At 69.0% G+C, this 21985-nt stretch carries 22 protein-coding genes; 7 read left to right on the forward strand and 15 right to left on the reverse strand.

The genetic code is table 11. From position 1 onward, the window contains the following. Positions 1–77: 77 nt before the first annotated feature. Positions 78–1448 carry an APC family permease gene (locus ACZ5Y9_RS00600; protein WP_464471977.1) on the forward strand — a complete coding sequence of 457 codons (1371 nt, stop codon included), beginning with the start codon at positions 78–80 and terminating at the stop codon, positions 1446–1448. After that, positions 1432–1656: a multidrug transporter gene (locus ACZ5Y9_RS00605; RefSeq protein ID WP_247633572.1), complete on the forward strand. Its 225-nt coding sequence runs from the start codon at positions 1432–1434 to the stop codon at positions 1654–1656. Before ACZ5Y9_RS00600 ends, ACZ5Y9_RS00605 begins: the two co-directional genes overlap by 17 nt. Positions 1657–1676: 20 nt before the next feature. Here the strand turns inward: ACZ5Y9_RS00605 and ACZ5Y9_RS00610 are convergent, their stop codons facing one another. Further along, positions 1677–2960, reverse strand: coding sequence for a serine hydrolase domain-containing protein (locus ACZ5Y9_RS00610; protein ID WP_404597121.1), 1284 nt, complete (start codon positions 2958–2960; stop codon positions 1677–1679). Between the two features lie 98 nt (positions 2961–3058). Between ACZ5Y9_RS00610 and ACZ5Y9_RS00615 the strand changes: the two genes are divergently transcribed. Further along, entirely contained in the window at positions 3059–3373 is a 315-nt protein-coding gene (locus tag ACZ5Y9_RS00615; RefSeq protein ID WP_247624230.1) for a DUF2470 domain-containing protein, read from the forward strand. Positions 3374–3427: 54 nt separating this feature from the next. Then, positions 3428–4075, forward strand: coding sequence for a biliverdin-producing heme oxygenase (locus ACZ5Y9_RS00620; protein WP_247624229.1), 648 nt, complete (start codon positions 3428–3430; stop codon positions 4073–4075). A 101-nt stretch (positions 4076–4176) separates the two neighbouring features. Here ACZ5Y9_RS00620 and ACZ5Y9_RS00625 read toward each other — a convergent pair whose 3' ends face one another. Beyond that, entirely contained in the window at positions 4177–5571 is a 1395-nt protein-coding gene (locus tag ACZ5Y9_RS00625) for an ATP-dependent DNA helicase (protein ID WP_404597120.1), read from the reverse strand. A gap of 115 nt (positions 5572–5686) precedes the next feature. Here ACZ5Y9_RS00625 and ACZ5Y9_RS00630 point away from each other — a divergent pair, with 115 nt between their 5' ends. Continuing rightward, a complete protein-coding gene (locus ACZ5Y9_RS00630) occupies positions 5687–6757 on the forward strand; it encodes a hypothetical protein (RefSeq protein ID WP_464471978.1) in 1071 nt (356 codons plus the stop codon). Between the two features lie 18 nt (positions 6758–6775). On the opposite strand, the gene ACZ5Y9_RS00635 is transcribed toward ACZ5Y9_RS00630, so the two are convergent. From ACZ5Y9_RS00635 to ACZ5Y9_RS00645, 3 genes are all read right to left on the reverse strand, one after another. Then, the gene (locus tag ACZ5Y9_RS00635; protein WP_464471979.1) at positions 6776–8788 is read right to left on the reverse strand and encodes a bifunctional copper resistance protein CopD/cytochrome c oxidase assembly protein; all 2013 of its coding nucleotides are present in this window, start codon (positions 8786–8788) and stop codon (positions 6776–6778) included. A gap of 120 nt (positions 8789–8908) precedes the next feature. Continuing rightward, positions 8909–9196 carry an HU family DNA-binding protein gene (locus ACZ5Y9_RS00640; RefSeq protein WP_247624225.1) on the reverse strand — a complete coding sequence of 96 codons (288 nt, stop codon included), beginning with the start codon at positions 9194–9196 and terminating at the stop codon, positions 8909–8911. A gap of 196 nt (positions 9197–9392) precedes the next feature. Further along, complete coding sequence (locus tag ACZ5Y9_RS00645; RefSeq protein WP_464471980.1) at positions 9393–9974, reverse strand: TetR/AcrR family transcriptional regulator; 582 nt, start codon at positions 9972–9974, stop codon at positions 9393–9395. A 137-nt stretch (positions 9975–10111) separates the two neighbouring features. Here ACZ5Y9_RS00645 and ACZ5Y9_RS00650 point away from each other — a divergent pair, with 137 nt between their 5' ends. Then, positions 10112–10939: an alpha/beta hydrolase gene (locus tag ACZ5Y9_RS00650; RefSeq protein ID WP_464471981.1), complete on the forward strand. Its 828-nt coding sequence runs from the start codon at positions 10112–10114 to the stop codon at positions 10937–10939. Between the two features lie 95 nt (positions 10940–11034). On the opposite strand, the gene ACZ5Y9_RS00655 is transcribed toward ACZ5Y9_RS00650, so the two are convergent. The 8 genes from ACZ5Y9_RS00655 to ACZ5Y9_RS00690 all read right to left on the reverse strand — a co-directional run bounded on the left by ACZ5Y9_RS00655 (position 11035) and on the right by ACZ5Y9_RS00690 (position 18263). Then, positions 11035–11970 (reverse strand): endonuclease domain-containing protein, encoded by a 936-nt coding sequence (locus ACZ5Y9_RS00655; protein WP_464471982.1) that lies wholly within the window; start codon positions 11968–11970, stop codon positions 11035–11037. Positions 11971–12127: 157 nt separating this feature from the next. After that, positions 12128–12433 (reverse strand): 30S ribosomal protein S14, encoded by a 306-nt coding sequence (rpsN, locus tag ACZ5Y9_RS00660; protein WP_017829734.1) that lies wholly within the window; start codon positions 12431–12433, stop codon positions 12128–12130. 3 nt (positions 12434–12436) lie between these two features. Further along, positions 12437–12607: a 50S ribosomal protein L33 gene (gene rpmG / locus ACZ5Y9_RS00665; RefSeq protein WP_046014935.1), complete on the reverse strand. Its 171-nt coding sequence runs from the start codon at positions 12605–12607 to the stop codon at positions 12437–12439. Then, entirely contained in the window at positions 12607–12843 is a 237-nt protein-coding gene (rpmB, locus tag ACZ5Y9_RS00670) for a 50S ribosomal protein L28 (protein ID WP_017203559.1), read from the reverse strand. Before rpmB ends, rpmG begins: the two co-directional genes overlap by 1 nt. A gap of 209 nt (positions 12844–13052) precedes the next feature. Continuing rightward, entirely contained in the window at positions 13053–14381 is a 1329-nt protein-coding gene (locus ACZ5Y9_RS00675) for an ABC transporter substrate-binding protein (RefSeq protein ID WP_247624221.1), read from the reverse strand. A 56-nt stretch (positions 14382–14437) separates the two neighbouring features. Next, positions 14438–15325 carry a carbohydrate ABC transporter permease gene (locus tag ACZ5Y9_RS00680; protein ID WP_247957143.1) on the reverse strand — a complete coding sequence of 296 codons (888 nt, stop codon included), beginning with the start codon at positions 15323–15325 and terminating at the stop codon, positions 14438–14440. Beyond that, positions 15322–16248 carry a carbohydrate ABC transporter permease gene (locus ACZ5Y9_RS00685; RefSeq protein ID WP_247624219.1) on the reverse strand — a complete coding sequence of 309 codons (927 nt, stop codon included), beginning with the start codon at positions 16246–16248 and terminating at the stop codon, positions 15322–15324. Before ACZ5Y9_RS00685 ends, ACZ5Y9_RS00680 begins: the two co-directional genes overlap by 4 nt. Further along, a complete protein-coding gene (locus ACZ5Y9_RS00690; protein WP_464471983.1) occupies positions 16245–18263 on the reverse strand; it encodes a beta-galactosidase in 2019 nt (672 codons plus the stop codon). The genes ACZ5Y9_RS00685 and ACZ5Y9_RS00690 overlap by 4 nt, the downstream gene beginning before the upstream one ends. A gap of 142 nt (positions 18264–18405) precedes the next feature. Between ACZ5Y9_RS00690 and ACZ5Y9_RS00695 the strand changes: the two genes are divergently transcribed. Next, positions 18406–19419 carry a LacI family DNA-binding transcriptional regulator gene (locus ACZ5Y9_RS00695; protein WP_247624217.1) on the forward strand — a complete coding sequence of 338 codons (1014 nt, stop codon included), beginning with the start codon at positions 18406–18408 and terminating at the stop codon, positions 19417–19419. A gap of 114 nt (positions 19420–19533) precedes the next feature. Here the strand turns inward: ACZ5Y9_RS00695 and ACZ5Y9_RS00700 are convergent, their stop codons facing one another. Together ACZ5Y9_RS00700 and ACZ5Y9_RS00705 are read right to left on the reverse strand one after the other, a co-directional pair. Continuing rightward, positions 19534–20265 carry a DNA-3-methyladenine glycosylase gene (locus ACZ5Y9_RS00700; protein ID WP_464471984.1) on the reverse strand — a complete coding sequence of 244 codons (732 nt, stop codon included), beginning with the start codon at positions 20263–20265 and terminating at the stop codon, positions 19534–19536. A gap of 1 nt (position 20266) precedes the next feature. Next, a complete protein-coding gene (locus ACZ5Y9_RS00705) occupies positions 20267–21673 on the reverse strand; it encodes a hypothetical protein (RefSeq protein ID WP_247624215.1) in 1407 nt (468 codons plus the stop codon). Positions 21674–21985 lie beyond the last annotated feature (312 nt).

Here is a 21985-nt window from a genome sequence, read left to right on the forward strand (position 1 = left end):
TCCTGAGAAATCGCTGAACGAATATCACCCTGTCAAGCCCGTCGCCGAACGGATGCCGCGCCCCTAGTGTTCCGAGGATGACAACCGAAAAGGCCCCGGCGGCCGAAGCCCCGACGCGACTGCGGCGGGCGATCACCGGTCCGCTCCTGTTCGCCTTCATCCTGGGCGATGTCCTCGGTGCCGGCATCTACGCGCTCATGGGCGTGCTGTCCGAGAAGGTCGGCGGGGTGCTGTGGGCACCGCTGCTCGTCGCACTCCTGCTCGCGCTGCTCACCGCGGGGTCGTACGCCGAACTCGTCACGAAGTACCCGCGCGCCGGTGGCGCCGCGGTCTTCGCCGAGCGGGCGTTCCGCAGTCCGGTCGTCTCGTTCCTCGTCGGCTTCAGCATGCTCGCTGCCGGTGTCGTGAGCGCCGCAGGCCTCTCGATCGCCTTCGCCGGCGACTACCTCGGCACCTTCATCGACCTGCCGACGACACCCGTGGCGATCGCCTTCCTCGCCGTCGTCGCGCTTCTCAACGCCCGCGGCATCCGAGAATCCCTCGGAGCGAACCTGGTCATGACCGCCATCGAGCTCAGCGGTCTGGTCATCGTGATCGCCGTCGTCTCGGTGTTCTTCTTCGGCGGCGGGGGCGATGCCTCCCGCGTCGTCGAGACGCCCGAGGGCACCCCCGCGGCACTCGCCGTGCTCGCCGGCGCCGTGATCGCGTACTACTCCTTCGTCGGCTTCGAGACCTCCGCGAACATGATCGAAGAGGTCAAGAACCCGAGCCGCACGTACCCGCGCGCACTGTTCGCCTCGCTCCTCACCGCCGGCGTCGTCTACGTGCTGGTCGGTCTCGCGAGCTCGATCGCCCTGCCGGCCTCCGAGCTGCAGGAGTCCTCCGGCCCCCTGCTCGCGGTCGTCGAGGCCGCCGGGGCCAGCATTCCCTCCTGGCTGTTCAGCCTCATCGCCCTCATCGCCGTCGCCAACGGCGCACTGCTCACGATGATCATGGTCAGCCGCCTGACCTACGGCATGTCCGAGCAGAAGCTGCTGCCGGACGTGCTCTCGCGTGTGCTGCCGAAGCGCAAAACGCCATGGGTCGCGATCCTCGTCACCACGCTGGTCGCGATGGGCCTCACCCTCGTCGGCGACCTCGAGACGCTCGCCGCGACGGTCGTGCTCCTCCTGCTGGTCGTGTTCCTCAGCGCCAACGTCTCGGTGCTGGTGCTGCGTCGCGACAAGGTCGCCCATCCGCACTTCCGGGTGTGGACGTTCGTCCCCGTGCTCGGCATCCTGTCGTGCATCCTGCTCTTCACGCAGCAGAGCCCCGAGGTCTGGCTGTTCGGCGCCGTCCTGCTGGCCGTCGGAGCCGTGCTCTTCCTGCTCACCCGCCTCGCGCGACGACGCGCAGACACGACCACCCACCACCCCACCGAGGAGAACACCCATGAGCACGCAGAATGACACCGCGAATGACGGCGCGAACGACGGCGAGGACTTCGAAGCGAACCGTCACGACCAGCTCACGTCGGCCCCCGAGTCGACCGAAGCGGATGCCGCTCCCCGCATCGACGTGAGCGAGCACGACGGCACGACGCGCATCGACATCCGCGACGACGCCGAGGTTCGACCCGGCGCCGGACCGGGGATGCCGGAAGCCGACGGCGAGTAGCCCCGGCTCTCGGGCTCAGATCACTCGACGGGCGGCTCGACGCACGGCAGCGCTGCGGCGTTGACCGCCTCGCGATACTGCTCGGCGGTGAACGGCAGACCGAAATCGGGAGCGGTCTGGCCGTCGGCGGCCGGAGCCTTCGAGCCGATGGCCGCGAGCTCCCAGGCCAGGGACTGCGCGATACCCGCCCCCGCGGTCGAGTTGTTCAGCACCACGGCGACGGTGAAGCCGCTCGCCGGGTCGGAGTACGCGGCGGTCGCGTAACCGGGCGTCCACCCGTGCTGACCGACCATCGAACCGACCAGGAACGCGCCGCCCGTGGCCTGGTACCAGGACTCGGCACCGTCGAACGCGGGCAGCGGCGCGGCGAAGCGGTCGGGCTCCTCCTTCGTGCGCAGCACCTGACGGGCTTCGGCCTGCGCATAGCGACCGAGGTCGGCGATCGTCGAGACGGCACCCGAATCGGTGAACCCCGAGCTCGACGACATCTTCGTGATGTCGACGGGGGCGCTGCACGCGAAGCCGCCCTCGACCGGGTTCAGGTAGTGGCCCTGGAGCACGTCGCCGGTCGACGGCGTCGCGGAGGTCGAGGGCGGGAGCGACGTGTTCGCGAGGCCGAGCGGCTCGGTCACGTACTCGGCGATCAACTGCGACGCCGACATCCCGGAGGCGCGCTCGAGCGCGAGGCCGAGCAGCAGGTACCCGGCGTCGGAGTCGCGGTACGTCGTCGCCACGGGAGTGCGCGGAGCGGCGAGGCCGAAGCCGGCCAGCTCGAGCGGAGCCCACACGCGGTCGGGGGTCTTCAGCCACTCCGCCTTGATCTTCTCCTCCGACGATCCGAGGCCCGAGGTGCCGTTGCAGAGGTCGAGGAGGGTGACGTCCTCGAGGTCGGGCACGCCCGACACGTAGTCGGGAACGGCGCCGTCGAGGTCGACGGTGCCCTCGTCGGCGAGCGCGTAGAGCACATCGCACGTCATGAGGCGCGTGACATCGGCGATGCGGAACGACATGTCGACATCGACCGGAGTCTCACCACCGGGCTCCTGCGAGCCGACGCCCGTCACCCACTGGCCGCTCCACGGGGCCCAGACCCCGACGATCGCGGCCGACGAGCCCGACGCGCGGATCGCGTTGTCGACGGCTTCCTGCATCTGCGCGGTCATGTCGTCGGGCAGAGCGCCGTCGACCTGCGCCGGAGGCTCGTAGGTGAAGCTGTCTTCGGAGGTGCATCCGGTGAGGACGAGTCCGAGCACGACCGCACTGGCCGCGGCGGCGCGCCAGCGGCGCGACGAGAGAAGCTGCATGTAGGAAACCCCCGGAGATGTGTCCCCCGATTCTAGAGCGCCGAGCCTGAAAGACGACATCGAGCCCTCGGCATCCGCCGACGTTCTATGGTGATCTGGTGCCCCACATCTTCGATGACGCCGTGACCGCCGCCGTCCTGCACCACATGAACGACGACCACACCGACGACAACCTGCTCATCGCCCGTGCGTTCTCGACGGCATCGGATGCCGAGGTGACGGATGCCGTCATGACCGCGTTCGACGGCGACGGCGGCACCTGGCAGGTCACCCGTGCCGGCGAGACCACGGAGCTCGTCGTGGCGTGGCCGGGCGGATCGATCACCGAGCGCCCCGAGGTTCGTCGGGAGATCGTCGCGCTCTACGACGCGGCCTGCGAACGGCTGGGCATCGAGCCCCGTCCGCACGCCTGATCCGGGGTCGTCACAGGGTTTCGCCAAAGGTAAGGCTGCCCTTACACTGAAGGCATGCCCGAGATCCTCTCCTTCTCCGCCGCCCTGCGCGAGCGCTCGTCCGGATCGCACTCCCGCAGCGAGACCGCCGGCTTCATGTCCGACCTCCTGAAGGGCGAAGGCTCCCGCGAGGACTACATCTCGCTCGTCGCCCAGCACTACTTCATCTACGAGGCGCTCGAAGGTGCCGGCGACCGCATGCGCCAGGACCCCGTGGCCACCGTCTTCATCAGCGACAAGCTCACGCGCCTGCCCGCGCTCGAGGCCGACCTCGAGTTCCTGCTCGGCGCCGACTGGCGTTCGCAGATCGTGCCGCTGCCCACCACGCAGCGCTACGTCGAGCGCATCAACCAGGTCGGCGCGACCTGGGCGGGCGGATTCGTCGCCCACCACTACACCCGCTATCTCGGCGACCTCTCGGGCGGCATCTTCATCGGCCGCGTGATGGCCCGCCGCTTCGGCTTCGAGACCAACGGCATCGGGTTCTACCTCTTCGATGACATCGCCGACCCGGCGGCCTTCAAGGACGTCTACCGCGAGCAGCTCGACGCCGCCCCGTGGGACGAGGCCGAGCGCGAGCGCGTCATCGACGAGGTGCTGCTCGCCTACCGCTTCAACACCGAGCTCTTCGAAGACCTCGACCGGGCCCGCGCCGCGGCGTAGTCCCGCACGTAGCGGGCCCTTCGTCTCGTCGCTGCGCTCCTCGCTCAGGAACCGGGTCTCTTTCGGAACCGGTCGCCGAGCGAGGGCAGCGAGACGAAGGGTCAGGCCTTCGGGAGCTCGGGCGTCGAACGCGCGATCCAGGCTTCCCGCATGAACCGCCGCACGTCCTCGTCGACGCGGATGTCGCTCGGGCGCAGCGCGCGCGACAGGTACAGGCCGTCGAGCGAGGTGAGGCGGCTCAGCGCGACGTACGTCTGCCCGGGCGCGAACGCCCCGGATCCGAGGTCGATCACGGCGCGGTCGTAGGTCTTGCCCTGCGATTTGTGGATCGTGACCGCCCACGCCAGCCGCAGCGGGAACTGCGTGAACTCGGCCACCACGTCACGGCTGAGCTTCTTGGTGTTCTGGTCGTAGGCGTACCGGAAACGCTCCCAGACCGCCGGCTCGACGTCGACCTCCTCGCCGTCGATGTCGACGCGCACCGCACCGCCGAGAATGCGCAGCACCGTGCCGATCGTGCCGTTGACCCACCGCGGCGGCTCCCCCGACATGGCGGTGTCGTTGCGCAGGAACATGACCTGCGCGCCGACCTTGAGCTTGAGCTCCGACTCCGCCGGCAGCGACGCCTCGCCGCGGCCGAAGTCACCGCTGACCTCCGCCCGCGCGGTCTGCTCCTTGCCCGGGAGAGCGGCGAGGTGGCGGCTGTTGATGCCGTTCACGATGTCGTTGCGGGTGGCGAGGGTGATCATCGGCACCTCCCCCGGCTCGGGGTCGGGAGGGGTACGCGCGCCCTGCGTGTTGAGCACGCCCGCGATCTCGGCGGTGACCCGCCCGTAGCGCACGGCGTTCAGCATCGCCTTGAAGCCGTCATCGGACTGCCGGTGGATCTGCACGAGTTCTCGCACGTGCAGCTCGGCACGGGTGTCGACGGCGAACAGCCCGTCCTGGTCGGAGGAGCCTTCGCCGCCGCCGGTGCCGGCCCACACGTGCGCATCGAAGAACCAGAACGAGCGGTAGTGGTCCTTGACGTAGCGGGCCTCGTCGCCGCGGGGCGGCACGGGCGCCAGCTGGTACGGGTCGCCGAACATCACGACCTGCACCCCGCCGAACGGCTCGCCCCGACGCCCGCGCGCCTGACGCAGCGAACGATCGATGGCATCCATGAGGTCGGCGTTGACCATCGAGATCTCGTCGATGACGAGCGTCTCGATCGCATTGAGGATGCGCCGGGTCGCGTCGTTCTGATCGATGTCGCCGTCGGCGATGAGGCCGATCGGCAGCCGGAACAGCGAGTGGATCGTCTGCCCCTCGACGTTCAGGGCCGCGACGCCGGTCGGCGCGCAGATCGCGATCTGCTTCTTGGTGTTCCAGGCGAAGTACTGCAGCAGCGTCGACTTGCCGGTGCCCGCGCGCCCGGTGATGAAAACGTGCTCGTTCGTGTCCTCGATGAGTCGGAAGAGCTCGTGCTGTTCTTCGGACAGGGCAGGAAGGGACACGGTTCTCGCAGAGGAAGACGGACGGATGCGGGCGCCCCACCATGCTACGGCTCGCCGTGCGACGCGGGGTGTCGGCGCTCGGCTTCGTCCCAGGACGCTTCCCTAGACTGACCCCATGGACGGGGTGGAGTCTTCGGCGCGCAAGCGCGCGCGCGTGGGGGTCGATCTCACGATCCTCGCCCTCGTCGGCATCGTCCTGATCGCGGCCCTCGGCGCCGGCGGAGCCGTGCTCTACAAGGACTACTACAGTCCGTCCGCGTTCGTCACCCGCTACCTCGACCTGCTGTCCTCCGGCCGCGCCGCCGACGCACTGCGCGTTCCGGGCGTCGCCGTCGACCGCGAGACCCTGGATGACGCGGGACTCTCGCCCACGGCATCCGAGGCCCTGCTGCGCCATGCGGCGCTCGCCCCGCTCACCGACGTGCGCATCGAGTCCGAGAAGGCCGTCGACGACGGCTTCGCGGTGACCGTCGGCTACTCGGCCTCCGGTCACCCCGGCACGACGACGTTCACGGTCACCCAGGACGGCTGGGAGGGTGTCGCCCCGCGCTGGCGCTTCGACGACAGCCCGCTCGCGGTCGTCGATCTCACGCTCCGCGGCGCCGACCAGTTCTCGGTCAACGGCTTCGCGGTCGACCGACGGCAGGTCTCGGCCGCAGGGATGGATGCCGCTCCCCTCGACCCGTTGCCGCTGCTCGTCTTCACCCCGGGCCTGTACGCGGTGACGGTCGACACCGCCATCTCGGAGTCGTCGGGCATCGGCGTGCTCGCCGACACGCCCCTGGCCACCACCCCGCTCGACGTGCAGACGACGCCCACCGAGGAGTTCCTCTCGGTCGTGCAGGAGCGCGTCGAGGAGTATCTGACGAGCTGCACCTCGCAGGAGGTGCTGCAGCCGACCGCCTGCCCCTTCGGCATGGAGGTCAAGAACCGCATCGCCACGCTGCCCGCGTGGTCGATCGTCACGCAGCCGACGGTGACCGTCGAGCCCGACGGTTCGCAGTGGCAGATTCCGCCGACGGATGCCGTGGCCCACGTCGAGGTGGATATCCGTTCCCTGTTCGACGGGTCGATCCAGACGGTGTCAGAGGACGTGCCGTTCCAGGTCAACGGGACGATCGTGATCCTCGCCGACGGCACGGCGTCGATCCGCGTCGGCTCGCCCGAGGACGCCCCAGCCGGCTAGTCGTCGGGTGTCTCCGGCTCAGCTGCGGCCGGCGTCGGCGTTCTGGCGGTCGCGCTCGGCGATGCGGGCGAGCTTGGCGTTGTACTCCTCGAGCTCCGCGTCTCCGGTGCGGTCGGCGTGGCGGTCGCGGCGCTTCTGCAGCTTGGTGTCGCTGCGGCTCCACTGGATCGCGACGGTGATGGCGAGGATGAGCGTGGGGATCTCGCCGATCGACCAGGCCACGCCGCCGCCGATGTACTGATCGTCCATCGGGTCGGGTCCCCAGGTGCGGCCCATCGAGCCGAACCAGTCGGCGACCATGAGGCCCTCCTGCATCATGATCGCGACGCCGAAGAACGCGTGCATGGCCATGATGGCGATCAGGGTGATGAGCCGGCCCGGATACGGCAGGCGGTACGGAATGGGGTCCTCGCCGATGAGCGTCAACACGAAGAGGTAGCCCGAGATGAGGAAGTGGATGACCATCCACTCGTGCCCGAGGTGCTCGAACATCGACCAGCGCACGAGGTCGGTGAAGTAGAACGCCCACAGCGACAGGATGAAGATGCCCGCCGCGACGAACGGATGCGTGACCACCTTCGAGAACGGCGAGTGCACCGCCCAGAGGATCCATTCGCGGCCGCCGCGCGTGCCGTCGTCGCGCTTGTGGATCGCGCGCAGCGCGAGCGTCACCGGAGCACCCGACACCAGCAGCAGCGGGATCGCCATCGACAGCATCATGTGCCCGAGCATGTGCACGCTGAACAGGTACTCCTGGTACGCGTTGATCGGGCCGCAGGTGACCCAGACGAGCAGCAGCATCCCGAGCACCCAGAAGACGGTGCGGTGGATCGGCCAGCGATCGCCGCGGCGCTGCAGACGGATGACGCCGGCGATGTAGAGGAAGAGCCCGAACCCGGCGGCGACCAGCCACAGGATGTCGAGGTCCCACGAGGTGAACCAGCGGTCGAGGGTGAACTCCGGCGGCACGTTCGAGCGGGTCAGCACCTCGGCGGGGGTCTGCGCGAACGCGGCCTCCTCACCGGTCGGCGGGGGTGTGCGGGCGAGGGCCGCGGCAGCACCCGAGGCGAACCCCATGAGGGCGACCTCGCAGAGCACCAGCATCCAGAACCAGGCGGATGCCCGGGGGCCGTCGAGCTTCGGGATCAGACGCGCGCGGTACCAGGCGCCGAGCAGGCCCATACCGCCCAGGAGCACGACCTTGGCGAGCAGGATCGCTCCGTAGGGCGTCGCGAGCTGACTCCAGTCGCCGAGGGCGACGACCGAGCGGGCGACGCCCGAGATCGCGACGACGAAGAACGCGGCGATCGCGAGCGACGAGTAGCGTCGCACGAGCTGCGCACCGTCGACGCCGTCGCGTCCGCGCAGCAGCACGATCAGCAGCAGACCGCCGAGCCACACCGCGGCGCCGATCGTGTGCAGCAGGATCGAGTTGACCGCGACCGTGTGGCCGGCGAGATCGCCCGAGTGCCCCTGCGTGGCGAGGGGGAGGAAGGATGCCGCGGCCAGGAGCGCCGTGATGAGCGTCGGCGTCCAGGTGCGCCAGGCGAAGGCGAGCACCGTGATCACGGAGCCGAAGATGGTCGTGATCAACCACGACTGACCCAGGGCCGTCTCGAGCAGGTAGCGGCCGAGCTGCGCACCGAACTCGCGCTCGATGCTGAGCTGCGGGTTGAACGCGGCCATGAACGTGAGGAACGCGGTGAACCCCGCCGAGATCGTGAAGACCGCCGCACCGATCGAGGCGATGTTGAGGGCCGTGTCGAACGGCTTCTCACCGCTCTTGAGGGAGAACAGGGCGAGCACGAGCGAGCCGAGCATCGCGGCGGCCGCGACGTTCATCGTGAGCTTGACGATCGGGGTGGCCCACATGACGAAGGGGCCAGGATCCTGCAGCAGCAGGGGTGCCGCTCCCCCGCCGACGATCAGCGCGGCGACGACGCCGACGATCGCGGCGACGGCGAGGATTCCGATGCCGGCGAGGCGGTAGGCCGACGCGCTCGATCGGGTCGTCGCGGCGCGGGTGTTCACCCCTCCAGCCTAAGCCGCGGCATCCGTGCCGGCTGACGTGGCGCTGGATGCTGCAGGCTCTCTGCCTGGGACGCAGAAGGCCGCCACCCCGAGGGGCGGCGGCCTTCGACAGGAAGCGTCTTACTTGACGGCTGCCTTCAGCTTGGAACCAGCGGTCACCTTGACGCGCTTGCCGGCCGGGATCTTGATCTCGGCGCCGGTCTGCGGGTTGCGGCCGGTGCGAGCGGCGGTGTCGACCTGCTCGAACGAGATCCAGCCCGGGATCGAGACCTTGCTGCCCTTGGCAACGGCGTCGGAGACCGTGGAGAACAGCGCGTCGAGGACACCCGAGACGGTGGCCTGGCTCTGGCCGGTGGCGCTGGCGATGCTCGCGACGAGCTCGGTCTTGGTGATGGACTTGTCAGCCATGTCATCCTCCAGCGACGAGGATCTCGTCGCATCGTTGTGTGGATCGGGGCGGATGCCCCTGGTCGAGTGACCGCCTTGAATGTATCAATGACCACCCCCGTTTCCGCGTCATTTCGCGGGTTTTGGTCATTTATTGGGCGTGTTGCACGACTTTTGTCACTCCAGTCACAGGTTTTCGGGCGTGTCCCGACCCTTTTCAGGGCCGGTGCGCCGCGATCACGGCCTGCGCCGTGCGCTCGAAAGCGGGCGATACGCGGTCGTCTCCGTCGAGGTATCCGCCGACCAGAGCGGCGTCGCGGAGCAGCACGAGCGAGGCCGCGACCTCGGCCGGCCGCTCGAGACCGGCCGCTCCGGCGACCTGTTCGAGCGTGCTCCGGAACCACTCGCGGTGCTCGTCGATCATCGCGCGTACGGGTCCCTCGCCGTCGGGGTACTCGGCTGCGGCGTTGATGAACGGGCAGCCGCGGGTGTGCCGCAGGCGGATGTCGGCGACGATGCCGTCGATGACGGCGTCGATCAGCCGCGTGGGGTCGGTGACGGCGGATCCCGCCTCGGCGAACATGTCGCGCAGCATCCGATCCTCGTTCTCGAGGTAGGCGAGCACGAGGTTCTCCTTGCCGCCGAACTGCTTGTACAGCGTGGCGCGCGTGACCTCGGCCTCAGCGATCACGCGGTCGACGCCGACCGCGTGGATGCCCTCCTCGTAGAAGAGGCGCGTGGCGGCCTCGATCAGGCGTGCGCGGGCGGGGCTCGGGCGCTTCGTGGTGTCGGTGCTCATGGTGGGTCCTCCCCTCATCGTGGCATCCGTTCGGCGATTTCTCGATTCTCGGGAATACCTTGCGGTAGATAGAACGTTCGGTCTACTATCAGCGTAACGCACTTCCACCCCGCAGGACCGAACACAGGAGAAAGATCATGAACAGCACCGACAAGACCCCCATCGTCCTCATCCACGGACTCTGGATGACCCCGAAGAGCTGGGACACGTGGGCCGAGCGCTTCCGCGCACAGGGCCACGAGGTCATCGTTCCCGGATGGCCCGGCATCGACGACCGCACCGTCGACGACATCCGCCGCGACCCCTCGGCCCTCAAGGGCATCGGCCTGAAGCAGATCGCCGACAACTATGAGCGCATCATCCGCGCACTCCCCGTCAAGCCGATCATCATGGGCCACTCCTTCGGCGGCGTGCTCACGCAGATGCTCGCCGACCGCGGCCTCGGCGCCGCCTACGTGGGCGTCGCTCCCGGACAGACCGCCGGCGTCACCGCCCTCCCCCTCTCGACCCTCTGGACCGGTACCCCGATCCTCTCCAACCCCTTCGGACGCAACGGCGCCAAGCCCCTCTCGAAGCGCCACTTCCACTTCACCTTCGGCAACGACCTGTCGCGCGCGGCATCCGACGCCCTGTGGGAGGAGTACGCCGTCAACTCGTACAACCGGGTGTTCTTCGAGGGCGTGACCTCGGTGCTCAACGAGAAGGGCGGCGTCACGCACGTCGACTACGCCCGCGCCGACCGTGCTCCGCTGCTGCTCATCGCCGGCGAGATCGACCACGTCTTGCCGCCGGCCATCGTGCGGGCGATCGAGAAGAAGTACCGCGCTTCGGGCAGCCCCGCGATCGTCGACTACATCGAGTACCCCGGACGCACCCACCGCCTCGTCAGCCAGGACGGCTGGGAGCAGATCGCCGACCACGCCCTCGCCTGGGCGGTGCAGCACGCCGAGGCATCCGTGGCGTGAGGGGTGGGGCTCCGCACCCCGTTGGGCGGAGAACTCTCGGTTGGGCGGAGAAAAAGCCCCTAATTCTCCGCCCAACGCGGAGTTCTCCGCCCGGCTCATGACGCAAGGTGGAGCCGCTGGGCCACGGCGACGAGGATCTGGGCCTGAACCGATGCCCACTGGTTCATGAGCTGGTCGTACCCGATCCGGATGACGTGATAACCGCGCAGCATCAGTTCGGTGTCGTGGGCGATATCTCGCGATCGTTGACCCCCGACGTGGTGACCGCCATCGATCTGAATCACGAGACGCTCGCCGATCACGAAGTCCACGCGATGACCGAACAACCACACCTGAGGCGTGATGGGAAGCCGCAACCACGCGAGCCGAGTGCGGAAGATCGTCTCGGTTCCGGCATCCGCGAACGGCGCCGCATCCGCGAGCAGCTGACGCGCCGCCGGAGGCAGACTCACCCGGGCGAGCGCGTCCGGATCGACTACCCGCTTCCGCAGCGCGGACTCCCAGGTCGCGAGCGCGTCTTCATACGGCTGACAGCGCGCGATGAGGACAAGCGCATTCTCGATCGAATCCTCGAGCACCTCCGGATCTCGGAGGAAGAGCGGCTTGCTCCAGTGCACGACACCCTGGACTGCGCCCGCGTGGCCTGATGCCGGAGGAGCGGCGACGTGCACGCCGTCTGCGCTCGAGACCCAGAGCCCCCGACGCGACGCGAGTGTGATGCAGCTCAGCACCACACCGCGCCTCGCCGCCGCGATGAGCATCGGATCGCAATCCGGGCGCGCCACCCAGCCGCGGCACACCGAGATCAGCGACGCGCTACGGATCGCCTTCCGCAACGAATGCTCCGTGACGCCAGCCAGACGCAGCGTCGAGATTCGGGCGATGCCCCTCGCGCAACGACCTCTCTCACCGCATGCATCCGTCGAGGATGCCCGCCGCGCACCGTCACGAGGGTCGCCAAGGCCGGGTTCTGTGGACATGCAGCCGCTCGCGCGAGATGTGGAGAGCAACACGTCGGGCGGAGAACTCACCGTAGGGCGGAGGTTTCGACTCCAAGCATCCGCCCCACGCGGAGAAGTCCGCCCATCGCGTCGCCCAGCACCACCCCCACACACGCAAAAGGGGCGAGGATCCGAAGATCCTCGCCCCTCCGGACCCCGAGACGAGCTCAGGGACCGAAAATGCTACTTACCAGCTGGACTTGGTCACGCCGGGCAGCTCGCCGCGGTGCGCCATGTCACGGAAGCGGACACGCGAGATGCCGAACTTCGTGAGGACACCGCGGGGGCGGCCGTCGATGACGTCGCGCGAACGCACGCGAGCCGGCGACGCGTTGCGCGGCAGCTTCTGCAGGCCGACGCGTGCGGCCTCGCGGGCCTCGTCGGTGGCGTTCGGGTCGACCAGGGTCTTCTTCAGCTCGGCGCGACGCTCGGCGTAACGCTCGACGATGACCTTGCGCTGCTCGTTGCGAGCGATCTTGCTCTTCTTAGCCATTGATCAACGCTCCTCTCGGAATTCGACGTGCTTGCGGACGACCGGGTCGTACTTCTTGAGCACGAGGCGGTCGGGGGTGTTGCGGCGGTTCTTCTTGGTCACGTACGTGTAACCCGTACCCGCCGTCGAACGCAGCTTGATGATCGGACGTACGTCCTGAGCCTTCTTGGCCATTAGAGCTTCACACCCTTCGCCTGGAGGTCCTTGACCACGTTCTCGATGCCGCGGACGTCGATCACCTTGATGCCCTTGGCGGACACGTTGAGCGTGATCTTACGACCGAGCGACGGAACGAAATAGGTCTTCTTCTGCACGTTCGGGTCGAAGCGACGCTTCGTCCGGCGGTGCGAGTGCGAGACGTTGTGACCGAAACCGGGAACAGCTCCGGTCACCTGGCACACTGCTGCCATGATGACTCCTTCTATACCGTGAGGCCGGACGGCCCCACCCAAGATCCCTTGTCTGCACGCCATCCACCCCTCGGGACGAACAGCATGCGAACTGCGCACAGGAGTGTGCACAGACAATCGCCAATGCTATCACAGCGCAAAGGGATGCCGAGAACGCCGAAAGGCCCGCGGATGCCGGAGCACCCGCGGGCCTTCGAGAACCGGAGAACCTACTCGGTGACCGGGATCGATGCCGACTTCAGGGCGTCGACCGTGGAGGTCTGCGCGTCCTTCAGCGCATCGGCGAGGGTGCCACTGCCGCTGACCGCACCCTTGAAACCGTCGGAGACGTCGGCGTAGGTCTGCGTCATGGTCGGGCCCCACACGAAGTCCGGCGACACCTGCGTGGCCGCCTCGGCGAACACGTCGTAGATCTTCTGTCCGCCGTAGAAGTCGACGCCGTCGGCGTAGACCGGCAGCTTCAGGCCGGCGGTGGTGGCCGGGTAGAGGTTCGCGGCCTCGGCGAGAGCGGTGAGCGCCTCCTCGGAGGTGTTCAGCCACAGCGCGAACTTCGTCGCCTCGTAGACGTGCTCGCTGCCCTTGAGGACCGCGGTCGACGATCCGCCCCAGTTTCCGGCGACGGAGTCACCCGCGCTCCACTGCGGGAGCGGCGCGACGGCCCAGTTGCCGGCCGTGTCGGGGGCACCGCTCGAGATGGAGTTCGCGCCCCAGACGGCGGAGTTCCAGGTCCAGACCTCGCCCGAGTTGTAGGCGTTGTTCCACTCGTCGGTCCAGGCCGGGACGGTGGCGACGAGGTCGTCGTCGAGCAGACCCTGCCAGTAGTCGGCGACCGAGACGGACTGCTCGCCGTCGAGCGAGACGGTCCAGCCGGCGTCATCGCTCGAGAACCACTGCCCGCCGTCCTGCCACACGAAGCCGGCGAACTGGTTGATGTCGGACTGCGAGAAGTTGGTGATGTAGCCGCCCAGCGCGCGGATCTGCACCGCGGCCTCGCGGTACTCGTCCCACGTGGTGGGGATCGGGATGTCGTTCTGCTCGAACAGGTCGGCGCGGTAGAACAGCGCCATCGGGCCGATGTCCTGCGGGATGCCGTAGACGCCCTCGGTGCCGAGCGTCACCTGCCCCCAGGCCCAGTCGACGAAGTCGCCCTCCGCGGCCACGACGTCTTCGCAGGCGCTGAGGTCTTCGATGCCGTCCTGCACGAGGAAGTTCGGCAGGGCGTCGTACTCGATCTGACCGAGGTCGGGAGCGTCGCCCGCCTGGAGCTGGTTGAAGAAGTTCTGGTACGTGCCGCCGTTCCCGTTGGGGCCGGTCTGCACCTTCACCTGGATCTCGGGGTTCTCGTCGTTCCAGATCTTCACCACGTCTTCGATCCCGGGGATCCACGACGTGAACTCGAGCGTGACGTCACCGTCCGCCGGGGTGCAGGCGGCGGCGTCGCCCCCTGTCGAGGTGTCTCCGCCACCGGCGGAGCATCCCGTGAGCACGAGCGCCGCGATGGCGATCGCGCCGGCTGCCTTCTTCTTCGAATGCTGCATTTCTGACCTTTCTCGGGTGGTGCATCGCCGGACGGGCCATCCGCCCGGCAACCTGCTCACTTCAGGGCGCCGGCGCCCAGACCGTTGCGCCAGAAGCGCTGGAGCAGGAGGAACGTGACGATGAGGGGGATGACCGACAGCAGGGCGCCGATCAGCACGAGGCCGCGCAGCTCGGGGAGCTGGTTCAACTGGTTGTTCCAGTTGTAGAGGCCGTAGACGACGGGGAAGAGCTCTTCGCTGCGCAGCATGATCATCGGCAGGAAGAAGTTGTTCCAGATCGCGACGAACTGGAAGAGGAACATCGTCACCAGCGCCGGGGTCATCAGGCGGATGCTGACGGTGAAGAACGTGCGGATCTCCCCCGCACCGTCGAGACGGCTCGCCTCGAGGAGCTCGTCCGGCACCGACGACGCCGCGAAAATGCGCGCGAGGTACACGCCGAAGGGGCTCACGATCGAGGGCAGGAAGACCGACCAGAAGGTGTTCGTGAGGTTCGCCTGGCTGAAGATGAGGAACAGCGGCAGGGCGAGCGCGGTCGCGGGGACGAGCACACCGCCGAGCACGATGTCGAAGAGCGCGTTGCGCCCCGGGAAGCGGTACTTCGCCAGCGCGTACCCGGCCATCGCCGCGAGGAGCGTGGCGATCGCGCCGCCGAGCGCGGCGTACAGCACCGAGTTCAGCATCCACTTCAGGTAGACACCGTCGCGGTAGGCGAACAGGTCGACGATGTTGTCGAAGAACTTCACGTCGGCGAACCACAGCGGGGCCGTCGTGAGGATGTCGCTGTTGTCCTTGCTCGCCGCGACCAGCAGCCACCACAGCGGCAGCAGGAAGTACACGGTGAACACGGCCATGATGAGCATCGCGGCACCGCGCGAGATGCCCGATTCGCGTGCGGCGCGTCCGGTCGAGCGGCGCGCCCCGATGATCGTCGCGGTGGTCATGCGTTCTGCTCCTTGCGCTGCATGTACTTCATGAATCCGAACGAGAGCACGAAGGTCGTCACCGCGAGCACGACCGAGAAGGCCGCCGCGAGGTTCGTGTTCGGGATGGATGCCGTCGCGAACACGGTCATGTTCGGAGTGAACGTGCTGGTGACCGCCGAGCTGAACGAGCGGAAGACCTGCGGCTCGGCGAGCAGCTGCAGCGTGCCGATGATCGAGAAGATCGCGGTCATCACGATCGCCGGTCGCACGAGCGGGATCTTGATCGACCAGGCGATGCGCCACTGCCCGGCGCCGTCGAGGCGGGCTGCTTCGTACAGCTCGGTCGGGATCGACAGCAGCGACGAGTAGATGATGAGCATGTTGTAGCCGACGTAGACCCAGGTGACGACGTTGGCGATCGACCAGAGCACCAGATCGGCGCCGAGGAAGTCGATGTTCTTGGTGATCGCGGTGAAGGGCGACAGGTTGGGCGAGAACAGCGAACCCCACATGATCGCGGCGATCACGCCGGGAACCGCGTAGGGCACGAAGAACGCGAGCCGGAAGAAGCGCTTGCCCTTGACCAGCGGCGAGTCGAGCAGCAGCGCGAACAGCAGCGCGAGGCCGAGCATGATCGGCACCTGCACGACGCCGAAGAGCAGCATCCGCCCCATCGAGTTCCAGAAGGCCGAGTCCTGGAAGACCTGCACGTACTGGGCGAAGCCGCCGAAGACGAGCTCGGCCTTGCCGAAGGTGCCCTCGCGGCGCACGACCAGCAGCGACTGCCAGAACGCGTAGGCGATGGGGGCGACGTAGAACAGCGCGAACAGCACGCCGAACGGCAGGAACAGGAAGGCGATCGCGCCCTTGTGCGGGATGCGGGATCGACGCCGACCCGGCGCCGCGCCGGTCTTCGCCGGCGCTGTGAGCGTGGTGGTCATACATCCTCCTTGATGATGCGGACCGCCCCGGCGGGGACGGTGATGATGCCGGTGGCGGCGGAGCCGGTGAGGAGCTCGGTGCCGGTCGCTGCGACCTCGATGGGGTCTGCGCCGTGGTTGATGATGAAGCGGTAGGCGGCATCCGCTCCGACGCGGCGCACCACGTCGACGTCGGGTCCGGCTCCGGGTGCCGCGGCGATGCCCGCCGCGTCGGCGAGCCGCGCGACGAGCGCGCGGTACGCCTCGGGCGACGGCTGCGTCGCGAGGTACCAGGCCTCGCCCGCGCCCTGCGCCCGGCGCGTGATCGCGGGGTGACCGGCGGAGGGCCCATCGACGAAGGAGGCGATGGCCTCGGCATCCGTCGTGCGCAGCCGCTCGCTCCAGACGGATGCCGTCGAGCCGTCGCTCAGCGCGACGCTCTGCCCCGGCACGAGCGGCGCGAACTCCTCGGAGCGGATGCCGAGCAGCTCGCGGAACGCGCCGGGGTAGCCGCCCGTGCGCACGCGATCCTCGGCGTCGACGATGCCGCTGTAGAAGGTGACGAGCACGGTCGCTCCGCGCTCGACGGCGCGGGCGATGACGGCCGCCTCCTCGTCGCGCACGAGGTGCAGGGCCGGCACCACGATCAGGCGGTAGGCGTCGAGGTCGGTGCCGGGGCGCACGACGTCGGCGACGATCCCGGCATCCGCCAGGGCGGTGTGCGCGGCGTGCACCTGGTCGAGGTAGCGCACCTCTTCGCTCGGGCGCCCCTCGTTCTCGACGGCCCACCAGTTCTCCCACGAGAACAGCACCGCGGCGTCGGCGACGACGCGGGTGCCGGCGACCTCGCCGAGGCTCTCGAGCATGCGGCCCAGTTCGACGGTTCCGCGCCACAGGTCGCTGTCGGTGCCGGCGTGCGGCAGCAGCGCAGAGTGGTACTTCTCAGCGCCCTGGGTCGACGCGCGCCACTGGAAGAAGCAGATGCCGTCGGCGCCGCGGGCGACGTGCGAGGCGACGTTGCGGGTGAGCTCGCCCGGGGCCTTGGCGAGGTTGACGGGCTGCCAGTTGACGGCGCTGGTCGAGGTCTCCATGAGCAGCCAGGGGTCGCCTTCGGCGAGGCCGCGGGTGAGGTCGGCGGCGAACGAGAGCTCCTGGCGCGGGTTCGCGATCCGACGGTCGAGATAGTGGTCGTTGGCGACGAGGTCCATGTCGGCGGTCCACGACCAGTAGTCGAGGGCGCGGATGTGCGCGGTGACCATGAAGTTCGTCGTCACGGGGGTGTCGCTGTGCGCGCGGATGATCTCGGCCTCGGCGCGGTAGAGCGCGAGCTGCTCGTCGGAGCTGAAGCGCTGGAAGTCGAGCACCTGGCCCGGGTTGCGCAGCGAGAGCACCTGCGCGGGAACCTGCACCTCGTCGAACGAGCCGTAGCGCTGGCTCCAGAAGCTGGTGCCCCAGGCGGTGTTCAGCGCGGCGATGTCATCGGCGTAGCGGTCGCGCAGCCAGGTGCGGAAGGCGCCGGTGCTGGTCTCGCAGTAGCAGAGGGCGTTGTGGCATCCGAGCTCGTTCGAGACGTGCCAGAGGGTGACGGCGGGGTGCGAGCCGTACCGCTCGACGACGCGGCGCGTGACCTCGGCCGCGTAGGCGCGGAAGACGGGGCTGCTCGGGCAGTAGGCCTGACGGCCACCCTGGTGGAAGACGGTGCCGTCGATGCCCTCGGGCAGGATCTCGGGGTGCGTGGTCGTGAGCCACGGGGGCGGGGAGGCCGTGCCGGTGCCGAGGTCGACGCGAATGCCGGCGGCGTGCAGCTGCGCGATGATCTCGTCGAGGCCGGAGAAGTCCCAGCGGCCCTCGCCCGGGTTGATCGTCGACCATCCGAAGATGTTGATCGCCACGAGTCCGACGCCCGCTTCGCGCATGAGGCGGATGTCTTCGGGCCAGACGCTGCGGTCCCACTGCTCCGGGTTGTAGTCGCATCCGAAGACGAGACCCTCCCCCTCGGACAGAGAGGAGATGAGGGTGGGCGCGGCGGCGGGCATTCGGTTTCGCTCCTTTGCGGAAGAGATGTGTGCACGTGCACAGTTCGACTCACGAAAAGATCGGGATGATTTTCTGTGAACGTGCACACATCGTCACATGTCCGCCGGCTCGACGTCAAGTCCAGTCGCTAGGCTGAGCATCATGAGCTCCTCGACGCGCCGCCGCAGCACCGTGCACGACGTCGCGCGCGTCGCCGGCGTCTCGCGCGGAACCGTCAGCCGCGTGCTCAACGGCGGCTACGTCTCGGACTCCTCCCGCACCGCGATCGAAGAGGCCATCCGCGAGGTCGGCTACGTGCCCAACACCGCCGCGCGCAACCTCGTGCGTCAGCGCACGCAGGCCATCGCGTTCATCGTGCACGAGCCGCACGCGCTGTTCCTCGAAGACCCCAACATCGGGGCGATCATGCTCGGCACCAACGAGACGCTCTCCGAGGCCGACTACCAGATGGTGTGCCTCGTGGTCGACTCCGACCGCGACACCGAACGCGTCGCCCGGTACCTGAACGGCGGCTTCGTCGACGGCGCGGTGATCGTCTCCGCCCGCGCGCAGGACCCCATCACGAAGGCCGTCATGCGCCTCGACCTGCCCGTCGCCTACGTCGGGCACCCGCCCGACGTCGATGCGGCCTGGGTCGGCGTCGACAACCACGGAGCCGCCCGCGCGATCACGTCTCGGCTGCACGCGACCGGACGCCGCCGCATCGGCATGATCGCCGCGGCGCTGGATCGCGACTCGGGTGCCGATCGCCTCGCCGGGTTCACCGAGGCCCTCGGCGCCGACTTCGACCCCGCACTCGTCGAACCCGTGCCGCTGTACTCCTACGCCGACGGTGCCGCGGCCATGACCCGCCTGCTCGAGCGCGCGCCCGACATCGACGGCGTGTTCGCCGCATCGGATGCCGTCGCCGCCGGCGCGATCTGGGCGCTGCGCGAGGCCGGTCGCCGCGTGCCCGAAGACGTCGGCATCGTCGGCTTCGACAACAGCACCTGGGCGATGCGCACCACTCCCCTGCTCTCGACGGTCGACCAGCCCGCCGAAGGACTCGGGGCGGCGGCCGCGGCATCCGTGCTCGCACAGCTGCGCGACGACGAACCCGCCGCCCGCACCGGCATCATGCTCGACACCCCGGTCGTCTGGCGCGACTCCGCCTGACGGGTGAGGCGTCTCGGGGCGGGACGCTTCGACAGGCTCAGCGACCCAGTGGTGCGGCGCCCGTCCGGGGAGGGACGCTTCGACGAGCTCAGCGCCCCAGTGGTGCAACGGCCGTCAGGAACTGGGTCCCTGAGCCTGTCGAAGGGCCCCACCACGCGCCGCGTCCTCGGCGCCGCGGCCCCAGCGGAACGGCGAGACCGTCGGGTCGCCGGCGATCCAGAAGCGCCAGGGGAAGGCATCCGTCCCGGCGATCCCGGCGACGCCCACCCGCGGGCCCGACGCCACCTCGACCGGCTCGTCGCTCAGCCACAGCTCGGCGCGCGCTCCGTGCCACTCGGCGCCCGTGACCGCGTCGATGCCGTCGTGGAGCGGATGCTTCAGCCCCACCGCCTGCCCGAACCGCCCGGGCCCGCGCGCGAGATCCCGCAGCACCCGGGGCGTCAGCGACGCGTCGATGCCGCGGCGGCTCGCTGCGGCATCCACTCCCCCGTCGACCTCCCCGGCGCGCAGCAGCACACCGCCGGCGACGCCCTCCGGTCCGCACACGACGTTGACGCACGAGTGGATGCCGTGACTCAGATACACGTAGAGATGCCCGGGCTCGCCCCACATCGTGGCGTTGCGGGCGGTGCGCCCCATGCGGGCGTGGGAGCCGGGATCGGCGAACTCCCCCGTGCCCTGCCCGTGGTAGGCCTCGACCTCGGTGAGGCGCATCCGCACCTCGACGGCCGGCTCACCGGGCACCGCGACGACCGTGCGCAGCTCGGCGCCCAGCAGTCGCGGGGCGACGTCGACCGGCAGACCGCTCAGCTCGTCGCGGGTCGCCCGGTGCAGAGCGCCGACCATGTCAGAAGCGCGGGGCCGTCTGGCACCACGAGGCGTCGAAGCCGGTGAGCACCGGCATGGCGTCACCCGTGCGCAGGTCGATCAGGTGCGTCTCCATCGTCTTCGGCAGCGGGAGCAGCATCTCGTCGTAGGGGTTGTCGGTCATGTTCGGGGCGATCACCACCGCGGCGTATTGGCCACTGGGCGAGGCGCAGGCCTGCAGGATCGAATCCGTCGAGGGAACCTCGATCAGCGGGCTCGCCGTGCCGTCGTCGTCGACCTTCACGACCGCCTGGCCGGTCGGGATGCCGAGCTCGTTGCGCTGCACGACGTGCCGGAGCGTGCCGCCGGGGAACGGAGTGATGGTCGAGGCGATGCCGTAGTCGGGGTTCGAGGCGGCGAGCGGCTGCTCCGATCCGTCGGCCAGATTGAGCTCGACGACCGTGCCGTCGAGGCGCTCGACGATCGCGGTGTACGTGCCGCGGCTGATGCCCTGGATGTTCGCGGCCAGACCGAGCGACTGCACGCCGGCATCGCTCGAGCGGTCGACGAGCGACAGCGCGCCGTCGAAGTCGATGAACAGCACCGCGGCGCTGTCGGGCACGAACTGCCACGCGAAGATGCTGGCCTCGGTGTCGCCGACCTCGATGACCTGCGGCTCGGAGTCCTTGTCGTTCAGCGACTGGGTCACGAGCACGCTCGCGCGGCCCTCGGTGTCGCTGAGCTCGCGGTCGGAGTAGCTGTAGCCGACGAGTCCCCCGCGCTCCGACACCTGGATCGATCCGACGTAGCCCTCGCCGGGCAGGGGCAGCTCGCGCTGGTTGCCGCCGTCGTGGTCCATCACGAGGATGTGCGAGCCGTCGTCCTCCTCGACCGTCACGACCAACTGCGACGAGGTCGCGCGAAAGTCGTTGATCTTGTCGGCGGCGAACACCGGCACGCCGTTCTCGCCGGTGAGGTCGGTCTGGAAGATCTTGTCTTCCTTGTCGCTGCGGTTGAGCAGGAAGATGCTCGAGGGCGGCGTGGTGAACGTCGTCGTCAGGTCGTTCTTCGGCCCACCCGATGCGCCGGTCGCGTCGGCGACCGTGACGGTGTACTCCGTCTCGTCGTCGAGCGGAACGGTGAAGCGGATGCCGATGCCCCGGCCCGCGGCATCCACCGTGAACGGCACCGACGGTTCGACCGTCACCTGCGCGGGGTCGATCGCCGCGAGCGACTGGTTGGCCGTGAGGATGAGACGGCTGCCCGAGGCGTCGATCGCGTGCGCCGGATCGACCTGCACCTCGGTGATGCGCGGACCCTGCGTGAGGCTCACGACGCCGAGGCCGGCGCCCACGAGCACCAGGATGCCGAGCACCGCGGCGAGCGCGATCCCGAACCGGCGCGAACGCTTCGGGGTGGCCTCGACGGACCCGGGTTCCTGAGCCACGGGTTTCACAGGCTCCGCGAAACTGGGTCCCTGAGCTTGTCGAAGGGCCCCGCCCCGAGGCTCCTCGACGAGCGGGGATGCTTCGACAGGCTCAGCAACCCAGGTTTCCGGGGCGTCAGCGGAACGGGGTTTCGGGGCGTCAGCGGAACGGGGTTTCGGGGTGTCTGACTCCGGGGCATCCGCAGCCCCGGGGTCCTGAGCTTGTCGAAGGGCCCCGCCCCGAGACTCCTCCTCGGCCGCCTCCGCCGCCGCGGCGGCCTCGCGGGCGGCGCGCATCTCGGCGCGCGTGCGCGGGACGGCGGGGCCTTCGGG

It is taken from the genome of Microbacterium sp. T3-8, from assembly GCF_055398145.1.